This is a genomic window from Kitasatospora sp. NPDC038210 (assembly GCF_055600605.1).
The window spans coordinates 74,899-89,256 of sequence record NZ_JBVJYK010000004.1; the positions used below are offsets into that span (position 1 = coordinate 74,899).

Sequence of the window (14,358 nt, forward strand, 5' to 3'; positions counted from 1 at the left end):
TCAAACCTTCTTGTAGCGGCTCAGCAGCAGCCGGTACGAGCCGACCACCAGGGCCGCGGCCACCAGTGCGAACACCGTCAGGCCGAGCCCGCCCGGGGCGTGCCGGCGGTCGAGGCCGGTGCCGAGGTCGAACAGCTCGTTGACCAGGGACTCCACCAGGTTGGTGGGCGAGATCAGCGACGTCCACTGCGCGCCGTCGGAGCCGGTGGTGCCCGGGTCGCTGATGCCGACCGCGATGCCGGCCACCGCGGCGCTGATCGCCAGGTAGCCCATGACGGCGGCGACCCCGAAGCCCCGGCGCGGGGTGGCGGCCGCGATCACCAGCGCCACCGAGGTCGGCACCAGGGCGTACAGCACGGCCGCGAACAGACCGTAGAGGAAGTGCCCGGTGTTGTACGAGAAGTCCATCCCGCCGAGCAGCGCACCGGCGTACAGCACCAGCAACGGCGCCGTCATCAGGAGCAGTTGGGCGCAGACCATGGCCGCGAACTTGGCCCGGACGTAGTCGGTGCGGGTGATCGGGCGGGAGAAGTAGAGCGGCACGGTCTGGTACCGCAGGTCCCGCGAGAGCAGCACCGGCGCCTGGGAGGCGAGGAAGACCGAGATCACCAGGTTGAGGCTGGCGAGGTAGCCCGCGTACTCGACGGGCAGTTCGTCGCGCTTCAGGGTGATCGCGATCGCCACGAAGATCACGGCGGGCACCGTGACCACGCCCAGCACCAGCATCGGCAGCACCTTGGACTTGCCGGAGCGGCCGAGGCCGTACGCGGCGCGCAGGCTCTGGGTGAAGAGCGCGCGGGTGGCGTAACCGCGGCCGAGCCGGGGGCCGGTGTAGCCGCGGTAACCGATGTCGTGGATGACGCCGGTGTCGGCGGGCCTGGTCTCAGGAGGCAGCGACATCGTCCGAACCTCCCCTGCTGTCCTGGGCGTTCCGGCCGGCCGGGTCGTCACGGTCGGCCGGGTCGTCACGGTTCTCGGTGAAGAGTTCGGCGACCCGGTGCCGGCGCTGTTCGAGCCGGACCAGGCCGAGGCCGAGTTCGGCGACGGTGTCGCGGATGGTGTCGTACGTCGATTCGTCGGCCAGCCGGACCAGCACCAGGTGCGAGCCCTCGGGCTGGACGTCGACGCCGGCCGCGGCGAGGCGTTCGCGCACCGCCGCGGCGGGCTCGACCGCGTGGTCCTCCGGGTGGTCGGTGACCTCGACCGCGAGCACGGCCGTCGCCTCGGTGAAGGAGGCGGTGGAGGAGGAGCGCAGCAGCTTGCCGCCGTCGATGACGACCAGGTGGTCGCAGGTGCGCTCCAGCTCGCCGAGCAGGTGGGTGGTGACCAGCACCGAGATGCCGAAGTCGCTGTGCACGCGGCGGATCAGGCCCAGCATCTCGTCCCGCCCGGCCGGGTCGAGGCCGTTGGTCGGCTCGTCCAGCAGCACCAGCTTGGGGTCGTGCACCAGCGCCTGGGCGAGCTTGACCCGCTGCTTCATGCCCGTCGAGTACCCGCCCATCGGCCGGTACCGCTCCTCGTAGAGGCCGACGTGCCGCAGGGTGTCGGCGGTGCGTTCACGGGCGGCGGTGGCCGGCAGGCCCGCCATCCGGGCCATGTGGACGACGAACTCGGTGGCGGAGACGTCCGGCGGCAGGCAGTCGTGCTCGGGCATGTAGCCGACCCGCTCCCGGATCTCGGAGCCCCGGGTGGCGATGTCCAGGCCGAGGACCTCGCCGCGGCCTGACGTCGCCGGGGCGAGCCCGAGCAGGATCTTGATCAGTGTGGACTTGCCCGCACCGTTGGACCCGACCAGCCCGACCACCCCGGGCCGCACCTCGACGGTGAGCTGGTCGAGGGCGGTGACCCGGGGGAACCTCTTGGTGAGGCCGTCCGTCTTGATGACAGCAGTGGACACGCCCATCAACGTAACGGCCTTGCGCGGTACGGGTCATGAGCTGGAATGACGAGCCCCTCTGCTGCTGCGGTATGACGCCGGGGCCCCTCTCCCCTAGGGGTCGGCGGAACCGGAGGCCGCCCACCACCGCGCCCGCCGCCGGGAAGCCGCTCGGGTGCGCGAAGGGCGCCGGGCGGCTCGACCTGAGGTGAGCGGGCCCGGCGCCGTGTCCGACCCGGCTCAGGAGTGCGCGCGCTCCCACAGCTCGGTGACCTTGCCGGAGGCGTCGATCGCCACCTTGTAGTCGCCGCCCGAGCAGGGGTACGAGCCCTTCTGGTTGTCCGGGTTGGCGATGCACTCGTTGACGTGCTTCACCAGGTCGGCCAGGTTGACGTCCTTCGGCGCGGTCAGCACCGAGCTCAGGTGGCCCTTGGCGGTCGGCGCGAACGCGGCGGTCTTGTCGGCGCCCACCGGCTGGAAGACGACGTCGTTGACGCCGCAGGCGTCCTTGGTCTCCTTGTAGACCAGGGTCGTCGTGGTGGTGCCCTTCGCCGGGTAGATCCACTTCTGGCCGGCCGGCAGCGGGTCGTGGGTGCAGAAGCCCTCGGGCTCGCCGGAGGCGCCGGGGGTGCCGGTCGGCGCGGCGGGCTTCCCGGTGCCGCCCGGGGCGGCGGTGGGCGACGCCGGGGCCGGAGACGCGCCGGTCGGGGCGGCCGTCGCGGTGGCCGGGACGCCACCCGCACCCTGGTCCGACGAGTCGTCCGGTCCGCAGGCCGCGAGGCCGAACGCGGCGGTGGCGACCAGAGCGGTGGCGAGCAGTCTCCTGGAAACGGACATGGCGAAGGAACCCCCGTTGTAACGCATGATCAGATTGGCGGTGCGGCGGACAGACTAGCGCCTCGCCCCGACGCCGATCCCGGGGATCACCGCACCGCCCGCCGGGGCGCCCGGCGGCACGGCGCCCCGGCGGAGCGGGATCAACCGAGCTGCGCCAGGCCCTCGGTGGCGATCCGCTCGAAGACGGCGAGGTCGTTCTCGAAGATCGAGTCCGGGACCGGCCAGTGGATCACCAGCTCGGTGACGCCCAGCTCCCGGTACGTGCCGGCCCAGTCGACGAAGGCGTCCAGCGACTGCAGCGGCTTCTCCGCGGTCGAGCCCTGGAGCAGCATCTTCTCCAGCGTGGCCACGTCCCGGCCCTTCGCCTCGCAGGCCGCCGCCAGCTTCTCGATCTGCTTCGCGATCACCCCGGGCGCCTGCTCGACCGGCACGTCCGCCGGGCCCTTCGGGTCCCCGTACGTCACCCAGCCCTGCCCGTACTCGGCCGCCAGCTTCAGCCCGCGCGGGCCGGTCGCGGCGACGTAGAACGGCACCCGCGGCGTCTGCACGCAGCCGGGGATGTTCCGCGCCTCGACCGCCGAGTAGTAGGTGCCCTCACGCGTCGTGGCGTCGGTGCGCAGCAACTCGTCCAGCAGCGGGAGGAACTCGCCGAACCGGTCCGCCCGCTCCTTCGGCGACCACGCCTCCTGCCCCATCGCCGTCGCGTCGTAGCCCGTCCCGCCGGCCCCGATCCCCAGCGTGACCCGGCCGCCGGACACGTCGTCCAGCGTGATCAGGTCCTTCGCCAGCGTCACCGGGTGCCGGAAGTTCGGCGAGGTGACCAAGGTCCCGAGCCTGATCCGCTCGGTCGCGCACGCCGCCGCCGTCAGCGTCGGCACCGACCCGAACCACGGCTCGTCACGGAACGACCGCCACGACAGGTGGTCGTAGGTGTACGCGGCATGGAACCCGAGCTCCTCGGCCCGCCGCCAGATCTTCTGTCCCTCGGCCCACCGGTGGATGGGCAGGATAACGGTACTCAAGCGCATGCAGTGACGATACGCGCGGTATGCGGCGGGGCTCGGACCGCCCGCACATCGGCACTGGCGTGGCGGCTAGCGTGGCGCCATGGGCACGTTGAGCAGGCGGGAACTGGTCGCGCTGGTCGAGGAAGCGACGGTCGACACCTACGACGAGTACGAGGAGGTGTCGGGTCTGTTCGCCGCCGTCGAGGAGAACCTGGCGGTGCCGTTCAGCACTTCGGTGCTGGGCGTCGAGGTGACCGTGCGCGGCGTCGACCTCTCGCGGGACGGCAGGATCGTCGCCCTGTGCACCCGAGGTGGGTTCCGGCAGACGATCGGGCTGCTGGACCTCCCGTTGCCGGACCCGGCTCCGGACGGGGCGGAGTGGGTCGAGGCGTACCGCTACTACTGGGCGCAGTGAGCGTCGGACCTTCGAGATCGAGAGGGCCTGCATGGCTGTCGTGGTTCGGAACGAGGACGAGGCGTCGTTGCTGGATCTGATCGAGCGAAGCTCCGAACTGAAGGGCGAGCTCGTCGCCTTCGCCCAGAGCGCGCGCTTCGACCGGTGGCTGACGCCCCTCCTCCTGGAAGCCGCTGGGCCCCAGCGGCAGCTGGATGAAGGCGATGCGATCCGGATCACCGACCACTTCATCCTGCGACACCGCCTGCCGGACGGTTCGACCGTGGTGGACCGGTTCGTCGCCGGACGACGGGACTTGACCGAAGCCGACCGGGCGATGCTGCTCGGCTGGCGTGACCCGGTCGAGGGCATCTTCGAGGTCCGGCGCAAGGACGGGGGCGCCGTCGTCCTGCTGAACCTGGTCGACGACCTGGAGTACCGCACCTACTCGAACGTCGGGCGGGCGGCCTTTCGCAGCGTGTCCAAGGGTGGATTCCTCCACACCTGCCTGGTGCCCCTCCGCTCGGTCGACGGGGCATGGCTGATCTCAGGCGCGATGTCGCACTACCCCAGGTCCAGCGCCACCGAGATTGCCCGGGCCGCACTCCAACTGGCCACCAGCCAACCCGAACTGGTCTTCCGCAACCCCGAGAAGATCGAGCAGGGATGGGAGTCGATGCGGGAGGACCGAACCGCGTTCATCGAGTTCTGCGGCAGCGACGAACTGGTCCTTTCCCCTACCGAAGCCGAGGACCGGCTCAACGCCTACTACCGGTACCGGCAGGAGGCCGCAGTCGCCGAGCATCCCGACCGGGCCCGGGGCAGGCGGCTCCCCGGCCTGGCCTTCCCGGCCTTCGAACTGCCGCGAGGACTCGCCGAATCGGACACGGTCGGCGTCATCTACGACGAGGTCGACGGTCTCAACTTCTACGCCGACTACGGGATGCTGCGGGACCTCTTCGCCGATCCGGCCCTCGCGAGCCGCAGGCAGTACCAGGAGGTGCTGCGCGCGTACCTGCGCGAGGAGTCGATCGCGCCACTACCGATCCGCCGCTTGGCCGCCGCCTACCCGGAGACGGTCGACGCGGTGTTCCGGAAGCTGCTGCGGAAGCCAGGATTCACCTGGGGCGAGCACGGTGAGGAACTGCTGCGCCGGCGCAAGCCCTGGTACTACGCGCAGGAGCCCCGTCCCGGCGTCTCCGTGGTCGGCGAGCGCCTCAGCGAGCTCGCCGCCGGCACCGGACGGCAGAAGTTCACCACGGCACGGCGTGTGCCGCGTCAGCCCGACCATCCGTAACCGCGAACGCCCGCTTTCGCTGATCAGTAGCAACCCATGTGCGCATGACCTTCTCCGCCAGCTGAGTGATCGGCTGTGCTTTCGGCAGGTCTCCCCTGACCTCCTTGGGGGCGGCCAGCGGATTTTCGGTCTCTGGCGAGTCCCCGGTCGGGTGAAATCCTGGCGGGCGCGCCGGCTGTAAGAGACCATGAAGTACGGTTCGGTACGCCGTCGTGTGAGCTGTGGGAGGTGCCGCCGTGTCTTACGAGCCGAAGCTCGCTGCCGCGCTGTCCGGCGCCACCCTGCGCCAGCTGTCTCACTGGCGCAGGGCCACAGGCCCGCGTGGTGCCGTCCTCGTGCCCGAGATCTCAGGCTCCCGGCCGATCCTCTACTCATTCCGGGATGTCGTCGCGCTTCGCATCTGCGTGAGGCTTCGGGAGGAAGCGTCGCTCCAGAAGATCCGCCGTGCTCTGGGCACCTTGCGCGACGATCTCGACGAGCGCGAGCATCTGTCCAGCTACCGGCTCGTGGCGGGTGACGGCACGATCTATCTGGCAGATCCAGACCACGCCGTCGACCTCGTGCGCAAGCGGGGCAACGTGGTCATCCACGAGATGCTCGATGTGCTTCGGCCGTTCTATCGAAACGGCCGACAGATCCCGAACCTGCTGCGTCCCAGGAATCATCTGTCCGTTGATCCCCTGGTTCGGGGTGGTGAGCCGGTGATCGAAGGAACGCGGATTCCCGCTTCGGAGGTCGCGGCTCTTCTGAGGGACGGCATCCGACCCGAGTCGATCAGGGACTTCTACCCCGGCGTCACCCCCGAAGCAGCTCGTGATGCGGCCGACTTCACCGACTATGTCGACAGTTACTCGGACGAGGGCCCCCGGCAGGCCGCCTCTTGAGGATCCTGCTCGACGAGAATGTCCCCTTGCCATTGGCTCATATGGCTCGATTGCTACTGAAGCAACACGAGCTTCAGCACGTGGCAGAGATCGTCGGCTGGGCAGGCACCAAGGATGTCGACCTCTACGCGCGGGCCGCTTCGGCCGGCTTCCAGGTCGTGATCACCAACGACACCAAGCAGATGGCTCGCCCACTGGAGGTCGCCGCGATCGCCGAATCGGGGCTGCACCGGATTGAGTACCGCCACAATCACAAGCATGGTGGCCTCGTCGGTCTGGGTGCGGCTGTCGCGACCGTCTGCGCCGGCCTGCCACATGCGTTGACCGAACTCGAACGCGCAACGGGCCAACTTCTGATATCCCTCACCTCGATCGACCCGTCACATCAGAGCCGATTGCGGATAGTGGATCCCTCCACGGTTCCTCCGAAGCACTGGCCCACATCCGGGAGTGCCTGAGGAGCAGGGCTTCCCCCTGGACAAGCCGCTCGTCGAACAGGCGTGAGCGCAGTCTTGCCCGGTCAGACTGTGATGGGTGAACGAGGCTTGACCGAGGTGACCAGCGTTCCCAGCCGCAGCCGCTCGGTCGCCGTCGCGGCCGCGGTCAGGGTCGGCACCGACCCGAACCACGCCTCGTCCCGGAAGCTCCGCCAGGACAGGTGGTCGTACGTGTACGCAGCGTGGAAGCCGAGGTCCTCGGCCCGCCGCCAGATCTTCTGCCCCTCGCTCCACCGGTGGATGGGGAGGATCACCGTGCTCAGTCGCATGTGCTCGACCCTACGGTAGCCGTCAGCGGCCGGCGCCCCGTGACGTGACGACCTCCTTCCGCCCCGGAAGGAAGCCTCGTCGACGCGGGTTCAACGCAACAGCCAGCCCAGCAGGGTCGTCGCCGTGAACACCGTGCCCGACGCCAGACAGACCGCGCGCGGGGTCAGCCACCCGGGGCCTTCCGCGGGCCGGGACTGCGGAACCGGAGCCAGCAGCGCGTCCGCGAAGGCCTGGGCGGTCGGCGGTCGGTCCGCCGGCTCGACGGACATCGCGGTCCGCAGCAGCAGGGCGACGTTCGGTGGGAGCTCCGCTCCGGCCGGGAGCGCCGGCAGCGTCGAGGCGGCCGGCCAGTCGGTCATCAGGGCTGTGGCGCGCCCGCCCGGGCCGAACGGCTTCTGCCCGGTCAGCAGTTCGTAGGCCACCACGGCCAACGCGTACACGTCGGCCCTCCCGTCGAACCCGCCGGTCTGGAAGGCCTGTTCCGGTGCCATGTAGGCGGGCGTGCCCGTGGTCACCGTGAGCCCGGATGCGTCCGCCAGTTGCTTGGCGCTGCCCAGATCCGCCACCAGCACCGCGGCGGGCGCAGGGCCGGCGGCGAGCAGCAGGTTGGACGGCTTGACGTCGCGGTGCACCACGCCGGCCTCGTGCAGGACCTGGACCGCGTAGCCCGCCTCGGCGGCCAGTCGCAGCGCCTCCTGCGGGTCGCACTGCCCGACCCGGTCCGCCAGGGTGCCGCCGCGTACGTAGTCCATGACGAAGTAGGGGCGGTCCTCCTGCACCCCGACGTCGTGCACCCGGACCACCCGCGGGCTGGCGATCCGGCGCAGCAGCCTCGCCTCCGCCAGGAACCGCTCGCGCACATCCGCGTTGGCGGCCCAGTTCTCGGCCAGCACCTTCACCGCGACCTCGGTGTCGAGCTCCGGATCGTAGGCCTTCCAGACCGTCGCGAAGGAGCCGGCTCCGAGCCGCTCCACGAGGAGGTAACGGCCGAGCTTGCGCATGTGGCAGCATTCTGCCGGAGTCGGGGGGAGTGCGGAACTCCCGCCCGGCGGGCGGGCTGCAGGCGGGACGAAACGGGGGGATCCGGGTGTACGAGGACGGTGAGCTGGAGGGGCTCGTGACGGCCGCTCAGGCGGGTGACCCGGAGGCGCTGGAACACCTGCTGGCCAGGCTGCGACCGGTGGTCCTGCGCCGCTGCTCGCGCTTCCTGCCCCACCACGCCGACGCGGAGGAGGCCGCGCAGGACGCGCTGCTGTCCATCAGCACGCACCTGGGCCGGTACGGCGGCCACGGCTCCTTCCAGGGCTGGGTGACGGTGATCGCCTCGAACGCCGCCCGGTCCACCTACCGCTCGATGCGCCGGCGCGCCGAGGACAGTCACGCCGACCTCCCCGAGTCCGTCGACCCGCGCACCACCAGCGTCATCGCCGGGACCCGGCTCGACGTGATGGAGGCGCTGACCGCGCTGGAGGAGCAGCACCCCGCCCTGGTCGAGGCGTTCGTGCTGCGCGACCTGGGCGACCTGACCTACGTCCAGGTGGCCGAGGAGCTGGACGCCCCGTTGAGCACGGTGAAGGACCGTATCGACCGGGCCCGCCACTTCATGCGCGCGCGTCTGGTCACCGGCCCGTGAACGACGGTCCCACGGCGGGCGGCGGCCGCACCGTCGTCCGGCGCCGGTCCGCCGTCGCCGCCGTGGTGGCAGCCGCCGCGCTCGGGCTGGCGGCCGGCCGGTTCGTGCTGCCACCGCCCCCCGGCGCCACCGCGCACCCGGCCGCACGGTCGAGTGCCGCGGCCGGCGGGGCGTCCCAGGGCGCGTCCGCTCCCGCGACGCCCGGCGGGTCCGTCCCGACGCCCGGGTCCCCGGCCTCCGGCTCCGCCTCGCCGACCGGTGTGACCGGTGCGACCGGGCCGGTGACGACCGCGAACCTCCTGGACCCGGCGGCGTTCGACCCGGACGTCGGCAGCGGGCGGATCCACGTCAGCGACCGGTACGGCGACGGGGCCTACGCCAACGCGGCCTGCTCCGGCGAGAAGACCCTCACCCAGACCCTGGGTGGGCCCGGTGCCCACTTCCGCGGGCTGATGACCACCCCCCGCACCAACCCGGACGACACCACGCTGGCCGCCACCGGCCACGCCGACCAGGTCGCCCGCGAGGTCGCCGCCGACGCCCGGACCCCTTCCCTGGCGCAGAACTTCACCGACCGCCTGCTGCTGGAGGAGGTGCCCTGCCAGGAGGAGGTGCCGGGGCACTGGGTCTACGGAAAGACCACGACGGTGCGGCTCGCTCCGGACGTCGTCGGGAACTGGATGGGCTCCTACCGGGGGGACCTCAACACCACCGGCACGGCGCCCGAGGGCACGGAGCCCTGCGGCGGCATCGCCGTGCTGCGCAGCGGCACCCACTACGGGGTGCTGGAGGTCGACGCCTGCCTGGGCACGGCCGCGATGGACCGCGTCGTCAGGGCCGCTCTGTCACAGCTGTGAAACAGCGGGCCGGGGCTCCGGCTTTCCTTCCCCCGGCGGCATCTCCCCGGTTGTACGAGGACGCAGCGGGCGTCCCGACCAGCAGGGGGACCAGATGACCGAGAACCAGACCGTCCAGCAGAAGTCCGTTCGCCGCAACCGGGTCGCCGCCGCGGCCTGCGCCGCCGCCGCCCTGATCACGGTCGGCGTCGTCGGCGCCCAGTCGGCCGCCGCCGACGGGGCCGCGCACAACGCCGGCCGCCCGGCGGCGGTCACCGCGCCCGGCCTCGGCTCCGCCGACCTCGTCCAGAGCGAGGACTTCCGGCAGGGCCTGAACCCGGTCGGCGCGACCATTGCCCTGACCGGACGCCAGGGGCTGTCCGCGTGCTCCGGCGAGGAGACGATGCGCGACCTGACCAAGGACAAGGCCACCGCGTACGCGTCCGTGACCTGGACCTTCGACACCGAGGGCCTGCTGACCGAGTCGGCCGCGAGCGCCCCCACCGGGACCACGGCCGACACCTGGGAGAAGCAGCTCGTCGCGCTCGTCCAGGACTGTCAGGACGAGCCCGCCGGCCACTGGTACTACGGCGCGGCCCACACCCTGACCGCCACCGGCGGCACCGCCCGCTGGTACCCGGCCTACAACGGCGACGGCACCGCCACCGGCGGGGTCGCGGTCCTGCGCAGCGGCACCCGGGTCGGCATCGTCGAGCTCACCGGCCGGCCCACCGAAGCCCCGGGCCAGGTCGAAGGCGTCGTCACCGCAGCGCTGAACCGCCTCCACTCCTGAACGACGGCCCCGCTCCGCCCGCGCCGGCCGGGCGGAGCGGACCCCGCCGCAGCGGGCGGCCCCCGTCCCCGCCCCGGAACAACTCACCTGCCCGGCACGAGGCCTCGTGGTTGACTGCGCGCCATGCAGACAACGATCAAGTCCCCGTGGGGAGTCACCGGCTACGGTGCGGCCAGTGTGCAGGCGGCGCCGGACCTCGCCCGGGTCCGGCTCGGCGTGGAGCGGACCGAGCCGTCGCCGCAGGAGGCCTTCGCGGCCGCCAGGACGGCGATAGCCGGCCTGCGCGAGGCGATGCGGGCCCACGGCGTGCAGGACGCGCAGGTGTCGGCGTCGCGGCTGGACCTGCAGACCGCGTGGAGCGGCTACGGCGCGGACCGGACGTTCACCGGCTACCGCTGCCACGCCGCGTTCGCCATCGAGTACCACGACCTGGACTCCCTCGAACCGTTCCTGATCGCGGCGGTGGACGCCGGGGCGAACGAGCTGGACGGCGTCGACTTCGACGTGCGGAACAAGCCGGAGCTGCGGGCGAGGGCCCGCGAGAGCGCCGTACGGGCGGCCAGGTCCAAGGCCGAGCTGTACGCGGCGGCGGCGGGCGTGAAGCTGGGCGCCGTGGTCCACATCGAGGACGTCGATCCCGAGAGCATCGGTTCGGGACGCTACCGGGGCCACGGCTCCGCGGACAGCGTCTCGGAGGCGGACCTCGCGCCGGGCGCCGTGGTGGTCTCGGCCGCGGTGATGCTGGGGTTCGCGATCGCGGCCCCGTAGCGCCGGGCGTCCGGTCCGCTCCGGCGGTGCGAACTCTTCTGCCGGGGACGTGTGGTGACGCTCTCACAGCAACGCCGGCCCAGGGTCGCCGGGCTCGGGGCCGGAGGCGTCCGCGCTGGTCCGGGGCGGTGCTCGGTCGCATGCCGACGGCCCTGTGGGGGCCGCCCCGGCGGCCCCCCTGCGCGCTCAACCGGGTATTCCCTTGCGGAGGTGTCGGCCCGACCTGATAGAACTCCCGTCGGACTCTCGTTCGAGAGACCATCGGATCATCAAATTGGGGGGAGCGCGGATGTCCCATCCGACGCCACACGCCCGGCCGCAGCGCGCGAATCCGCTGTCGCGCGCGGCCACCCTGGCCATAGCCACCGCGGCCGTGGTCACCTACGCCGGCCTGCCGGCCGCCCACGCCGACGCGCCGACCACGCAGCGCGTCGGCAGCGTGCCGACCGCGATCCCGGCCGACGCGACCAAGACCGCCGCCCCGGCCGACGACACCCCGGTGCAGCTGAGCGTGCACCTGAAGTCGCGCGACGAGGCCGGCGCCAACGCGCTGGCCGCCGCGGTCAGCGACAAGACGTCGCCGCAGTACCACCGCTTCCTGAAGACCGGTGAGTTCGCGAAGCGCTTCGGCGCCGACCCGGCCACCGTCGCCAAGGTCAAGCAGGCCCTCACCGCGCAGGGGCTGAAGCCCGGCGAGCTCGACGCCGACGGCCTGACCATCCCGGTCTCCACCACCGTCGCCCAGGCCAAGAAGTCCTTCGACGTGGACCTGGCCGGCTACACGACGCCCGACGGCCGGACCGGCTTCCTGAACACCGCCGCCCCCGCGGTGCGTTCCGACGTGGCCGGCGCGATCACCGGCGTCGTCGGCCTGAACACCCTGGCCCAGGCGCACAGCAGCCACGTGGTCGGGGCCACCGGCCAGGCCGGCACCGGCCTCGCGCACCCGGCCGCGACCGCCGCCGCCGGTGCCTACCCGGCGATGTGCGCCGGCGCCGCCTCGGCGTTCCCCGGCAAGTCGGACAGCAAGGACTACTTCAGCCCCTCCGCGCTCGCCTCGGCCTACGGCCTGAACGGCATGACCGACGGCGGCTTCGGCACGACCGTCGCCGTCTTCGCCCTGGAGGACTACTCGGACGCCGGTCTGAGCACCTTCCAGTCCTGCTTCGGCACCAACGCCTCGGTGCAGCGGGTCCGGGTCAACAGCGGTTACCAGGCTCCGCCGACCAACAACGGCGTCGGCGTCGAGACCGCCCTGGACCTCGACACCGTCATCGGTCTCGCGCCCCGCGCGAACGTGCTGGTCTACCAGGGCCCGGACGCCTCGCGCGCCACCCAGGCGGACATCCAGAACACCTACCGCCAGATCGTCTCGGACAACCGCGCCCAGGTGGTCACCACCAGCTGGGGCGTCTGCGACCAGGTCATGGCGACCAGCGACCTCACGGCCGAGCGGGACATCTTCCTGCAGGCCGCGCTGCAGGGCCAGACCGTGGTGGCGGCTTCCGGTGACGACGGCTCCAGCGGCTGCAACTACCTGAAGAACATGGGCGCTCCGGCGAACATCACCAACCTGCTGAGCACCTCCGACCCGGCGAGCCAGCCGCTCGTCACCGGTGTCGGCGGCACCACGCTGAGCAGCAACGGCGGCGTCGTCTCCGAGTCGGTGTGGAACCGCAACGGCGGTGCGAGCGGCGGCGGCGTCTCCCGCTGGTCGCTCAACGGCACCTCCTACCAGGCCGGTTTCTACGGCCCGGGCTACACCAATCAGTGCCAGGGCGCGGCCGGTACGACCTGCCGTCAGGTCCCCGACGTGGCGGCCAACGCCGACCCGTCGACCGGCTACGTGGTCGCCACCGGCGCCGGCTCCTGGATGATCGTCGGCGGCACCAGCGGCGCCGCTCCGCTCTGGGCCGCCATGACGGCGCACCAGAACAACCCGGGCTGCTCCGGCCGCGTGGGCTTCGTCGCCCCGGCGTTCTACTGGGCCGCCAAGCACGGTCTCGGCGCGCTGCGCGACGTCACCTCCGGCAACAACGACATCGGCATCCAGGGCGGCCTGTACTGGGCCGGGTCGGGCTACGACATGGCCACCGGCCTGGGCACCCCGAACGCCGAGAACGTCATGAAGCTGGTCTGCAACCCGGACGCCGGCATGGACCGGACGATCGAGGCCGTGGAGAACGGCCAGCTGCACGAGGTCTACACCGACACCACCGGCTGGCACGACGGCACCGTCCCGGGCGTCACCGGCGTCTCGGCGCTGAGCTTCGTCTACAACGCCAACGGCAACCGGGTGATCGAGGCCATCGAGAACGGTGAGCTGCACGAGATCTACACCGACGCCACCGGCTGGCACGACGGCGTGATCCCGGGCCTGTCCGGCATCACCGCGCTGAGCTTCAGCTACAGCCCCTCGGGCGCCCGCGTCATCGAGGCCATCAAGGGCGGCGAGCTGCACGAGATCTACAGCGCCGCCGACGGCTGGCACGACGGCGTGATCCCGGGCCTGTCCGGCATCACCGCCATGAGCTTCAGCTACAACGCCGCGGGCGACCGCGTCATCGAGGCCATCAAGGGCGGCGAGCTGCACGAGATCTACAGCGCCGCCGACGGCTGGCACGACGGCGTGATCCCGGGCCTGTCCGGCATCACCGCGCTGAGCTTCAACTACAACGCCGCGGGTGTCCGCGTGATCTCGGCCGTCAAGAACAACCAGCTGCACGAGGTCTACAGCGCCTCCGACGGCTGGCACGACGGCGTGATCCCCGGCATCGGCGGCAACATCACCGCGCTGTCGGGCAAGATCAACCCGCACAACGACCGCGTGATCGAGGCCATCGTCGACGGCCAGCTGCACGAGGTGCACAGCGCCGACGGCTACTGGTTCGAGGGCGCGCTGCCCGTGCCGAGCTCCAACACGACGGCCCTGTCGCTGGCGCTCCACTAAGGACGCCGCGGGAACCCGTGAAGGGGGCCTCCCGGCAGCTCGCACCGCGGGCTGCCGGGAGGCCCCCGGCGTTTTCACGGCACCACGGGGCCGGGGCCGCTACGGGTGCGGGCGGGTGCGCTGGGCCGGGAGGGCGGGGGCCTCGGTGCGGCGGGCGAGGTCCGCGAGGGTGTGGAAGAGGACGTCACCGAGCAGGACCGGCTCGCGCGACCCGTCGGTCGGGTCCGGGCCGGCGGAGTCGGGGCGGACGGTCGGGAGCGGCTGGTCACGGAGCTGGCGTGTGGGCATGGCTCTTCCTGCCGACGGGGTGGCCGTG

At 71.8% G+C, this 14,358-nt stretch carries 15 protein-coding genes and 1 pseudogene; 9 read left to right on the forward strand and 7 right to left on the reverse strand.

Annotated elements, in window-relative coordinates:
- The 4 genes from ACZ7KX_RS09485 to ACZ7KX_RS09500 form a co-directional block, all read right to left on the reverse strand.
- Positions 1-900, reverse strand: coding sequence for an ABC transporter permease (locus tag ACZ7KX_RS09485; protein WP_470325984.1), 900 nt, complete (start codon positions 898-900; stop codon positions 1-3).
- The gene (locus ACZ7KX_RS09490) at positions 884-1,897 is read right to left on the reverse strand and encodes an ABC transporter ATP-binding protein (RefSeq protein WP_470325985.1); all 1,014 of its coding nucleotides are present in this window, start codon (positions 1,895-1,897) and stop codon (positions 884-886) included. Before ACZ7KX_RS09490 ends, ACZ7KX_RS09485 begins: the two co-directional genes overlap by 17 nt.
- A gap of 219 nt (positions 1,898-2,116) precedes the next feature.
- A complete protein-coding gene (locus ACZ7KX_RS09495; protein WP_470325986.1) occupies positions 2,117-2,713 on the reverse strand; it encodes a hypothetical protein in 597 nt (198 codons plus the stop codon).
- 140 nt (positions 2,714-2,853) lie between these two features.
- Positions 2,854-3,741, reverse strand: coding sequence for an LLM class flavin-dependent oxidoreductase (locus ACZ7KX_RS09500; RefSeq protein ID WP_470325987.1), 888 nt, complete (start codon positions 3,739-3,741; stop codon positions 2,854-2,856).
- A 79-nt stretch (positions 3,742-3,820) separates the two neighbouring features.
- Between ACZ7KX_RS09500 and ACZ7KX_RS09505 the strand changes: the two genes are divergently transcribed.
- The 4 genes from ACZ7KX_RS09505 to ACZ7KX_RS09520 all read left to right on the forward strand — a co-directional run bounded on the left by ACZ7KX_RS09505 (position 3,821) and on the right by ACZ7KX_RS09520 (position 6,753).
- Complete coding sequence (locus ACZ7KX_RS09505) at positions 3,821-4,135, forward strand: hypothetical protein (RefSeq protein WP_470325988.1); 315 nt, start codon at positions 3,821-3,823, stop codon at positions 4,133-4,135.
- 31 nt (positions 4,136-4,166) lie between these two features.
- The gene (locus tag ACZ7KX_RS09510) at positions 4,167-5,411 is read left to right on the forward strand and encodes a hypothetical protein (RefSeq protein WP_470325989.1); all 1,245 of its coding nucleotides are present in this window, start codon (positions 4,167-4,169) and stop codon (positions 5,409-5,411) included.
- A gap of 236 nt (positions 5,412-5,647) precedes the next feature.
- On the forward strand, positions 5,648-6,295 hold the full coding sequence (locus ACZ7KX_RS09515; protein WP_470325990.1) for a DUF433 domain-containing protein: 648 nt from the start codon (positions 5,648-5,650) through the stop codon (positions 6,293-6,295).
- Positions 6,292-6,753, forward strand: a complete 462-nt coding sequence (locus ACZ7KX_RS09520; RefSeq protein WP_470325991.1) for a DUF5615 family PIN-like protein — start codon at positions 6,292-6,294, stop codon at positions 6,751-6,753. The genes ACZ7KX_RS09515 and ACZ7KX_RS09520 overlap by 4 nt, the downstream gene beginning before the upstream one ends.
- A gap of 65 nt (positions 6,754-6,818) precedes the next feature.
- Here ACZ7KX_RS09520 and ACZ7KX_RS09525 read toward each other — a convergent pair.
- Both ACZ7KX_RS09525 and ACZ7KX_RS09530 read right to left on the reverse strand, forming a co-directional pair.
- Positions 6,819-7,061, reverse strand: a pseudogene (locus ACZ7KX_RS09525) (LLM class flavin-dependent oxidoreductase); the annotation flags it as partial.
- A 90-nt stretch (positions 7,062-7,151) separates the two neighbouring features.
- A complete protein-coding gene (locus tag ACZ7KX_RS09530) occupies positions 7,152-8,063 on the reverse strand; it encodes a serine/threonine-protein kinase (protein ID WP_470325992.1) in 912 nt (303 codons plus the stop codon).
- Between the two features lie 116 nt (positions 8,064-8,179).
- On the opposite strand from ACZ7KX_RS09530, the gene ACZ7KX_RS09535 reads away from it, so the two are divergent.
- The 5 genes from ACZ7KX_RS09535 (at position 8,180) to ACZ7KX_RS09555 (ending at position 14,042) form a co-directional block, all read left to right on the forward strand.
- The gene (locus ACZ7KX_RS09535) at positions 8,180-8,695 is read left to right on the forward strand and encodes an RNA polymerase sigma factor (RefSeq protein WP_350523708.1); all 516 of its coding nucleotides are present in this window, start codon (positions 8,180-8,182) and stop codon (positions 8,693-8,695) included.
- Positions 8,692-9,552, forward strand: coding sequence for a hypothetical protein (locus ACZ7KX_RS09540; protein WP_470325993.1), 861 nt, complete (start codon positions 8,692-8,694; stop codon positions 9,550-9,552). The genes ACZ7KX_RS09535 and ACZ7KX_RS09540 overlap by 4 nt, the downstream gene beginning before the upstream one ends.
- A 94-nt stretch (positions 9,553-9,646) precedes the next feature.
- Entirely contained in the window at positions 9,647-10,324 is a 678-nt protein-coding gene (locus tag ACZ7KX_RS09545; RefSeq protein ID WP_470325994.1) for a hypothetical protein, read from the forward strand.
- 123 nt (positions 10,325-10,447) lie between these two features.
- Positions 10,448-11,092, forward strand: coding sequence for an SIMPL domain-containing protein (locus tag ACZ7KX_RS09550; protein WP_470325995.1), 645 nt, complete (start codon positions 10,448-10,450; stop codon positions 11,090-11,092).
- 289 nt (positions 11,093-11,381) lie between these two features.
- Entirely contained in the window at positions 11,382-14,042 is a 2,661-nt protein-coding gene (locus ACZ7KX_RS09555; protein ID WP_470325996.1) for a S53 family peptidase, read from the forward strand.
- Between the two features lie 99 nt (positions 14,043-14,141).
- Here ACZ7KX_RS09555 and ACZ7KX_RS09560 read toward each other — a convergent pair whose 3' ends face one another.
- On the reverse strand, positions 14,142-14,330 hold the full coding sequence (locus ACZ7KX_RS09560) for a hypothetical protein (RefSeq protein ID WP_470325997.1): 189 nt from the start codon (positions 14,328-14,330) through the stop codon (positions 14,142-14,144).
- Between the last annotated feature and the right edge of the window lie 28 nt (positions 14,331-14,358).

What these genes read in the sequence shown, in the direction of transcription:
- ACZ7KX_RS09550 (WP_470325995.1), top strand. Translation starts at nt 10,448, where the DNA reads ATGCAGACAACGATCAAGTCCCCGTGGGGAGTCACCGGCTACGGTGCG.
- ACZ7KX_RS09545 (WP_470325994.1), top strand. Translation starts at nt 9,647, where the DNA reads ATGACCGAGAACCAGACCGTCCAGCAGAAGTCCGTTCGCCGCAACCGG.
- ACZ7KX_RS09530 (WP_470325992.1), bottom strand. Translation starts at nt 8,063, where the DNA reads ATGCGCAAGCTCGGCCGTTACCTCCTCGTGGAGCGGCTCGGAGCCGGC.
- ACZ7KX_RS09495 (WP_470325986.1), bottom strand. Translation starts at nt 2,713, where the DNA reads ATGTCCGTTTCCAGGAGACTGCTCGCCACCGCTCTGGTCGCCACCGCC.
- ACZ7KX_RS09505 (WP_470325988.1), top strand. Translation starts at nt 3,821, where the DNA reads ATGGGCACGTTGAGCAGGCGGGAACTGGTCGCGCTGGTCGAGGAAGCG.
- ACZ7KX_RS09485 (WP_470325984.1), bottom strand. Translation starts at nt 900, where the DNA reads ATGTCGCTGCCTCCTGAGACCAGGCCCGCCGACACCGGCGTCATCCAC.
- ACZ7KX_RS09555 (WP_470325996.1), top strand. Translation starts at nt 11,382, where the DNA reads ATGTCCCATCCGACGCCACACGCCCGGCCGCAGCGCGCGAATCCGCTG.
- ACZ7KX_RS09510 (WP_470325989.1), top strand. Translation starts at nt 4,167, where the DNA reads ATGGCTGTCGTGGTTCGGAACGAGGACGAGGCGTCGTTGCTGGATCTG.
- ACZ7KX_RS09560 (WP_470325997.1), bottom strand. Translation starts at nt 14,330, where the DNA reads ATGCCCACACGCCAGCTCCGTGACCAGCCGCTCCCGACCGTCCGCCCC.
- ACZ7KX_RS09500 (WP_470325987.1), bottom strand. Translation starts at nt 3,741, where the DNA reads ATGCGCTTGAGTACCGTTATCCTGCCCATCCACCGGTGGGCCGAGGGA.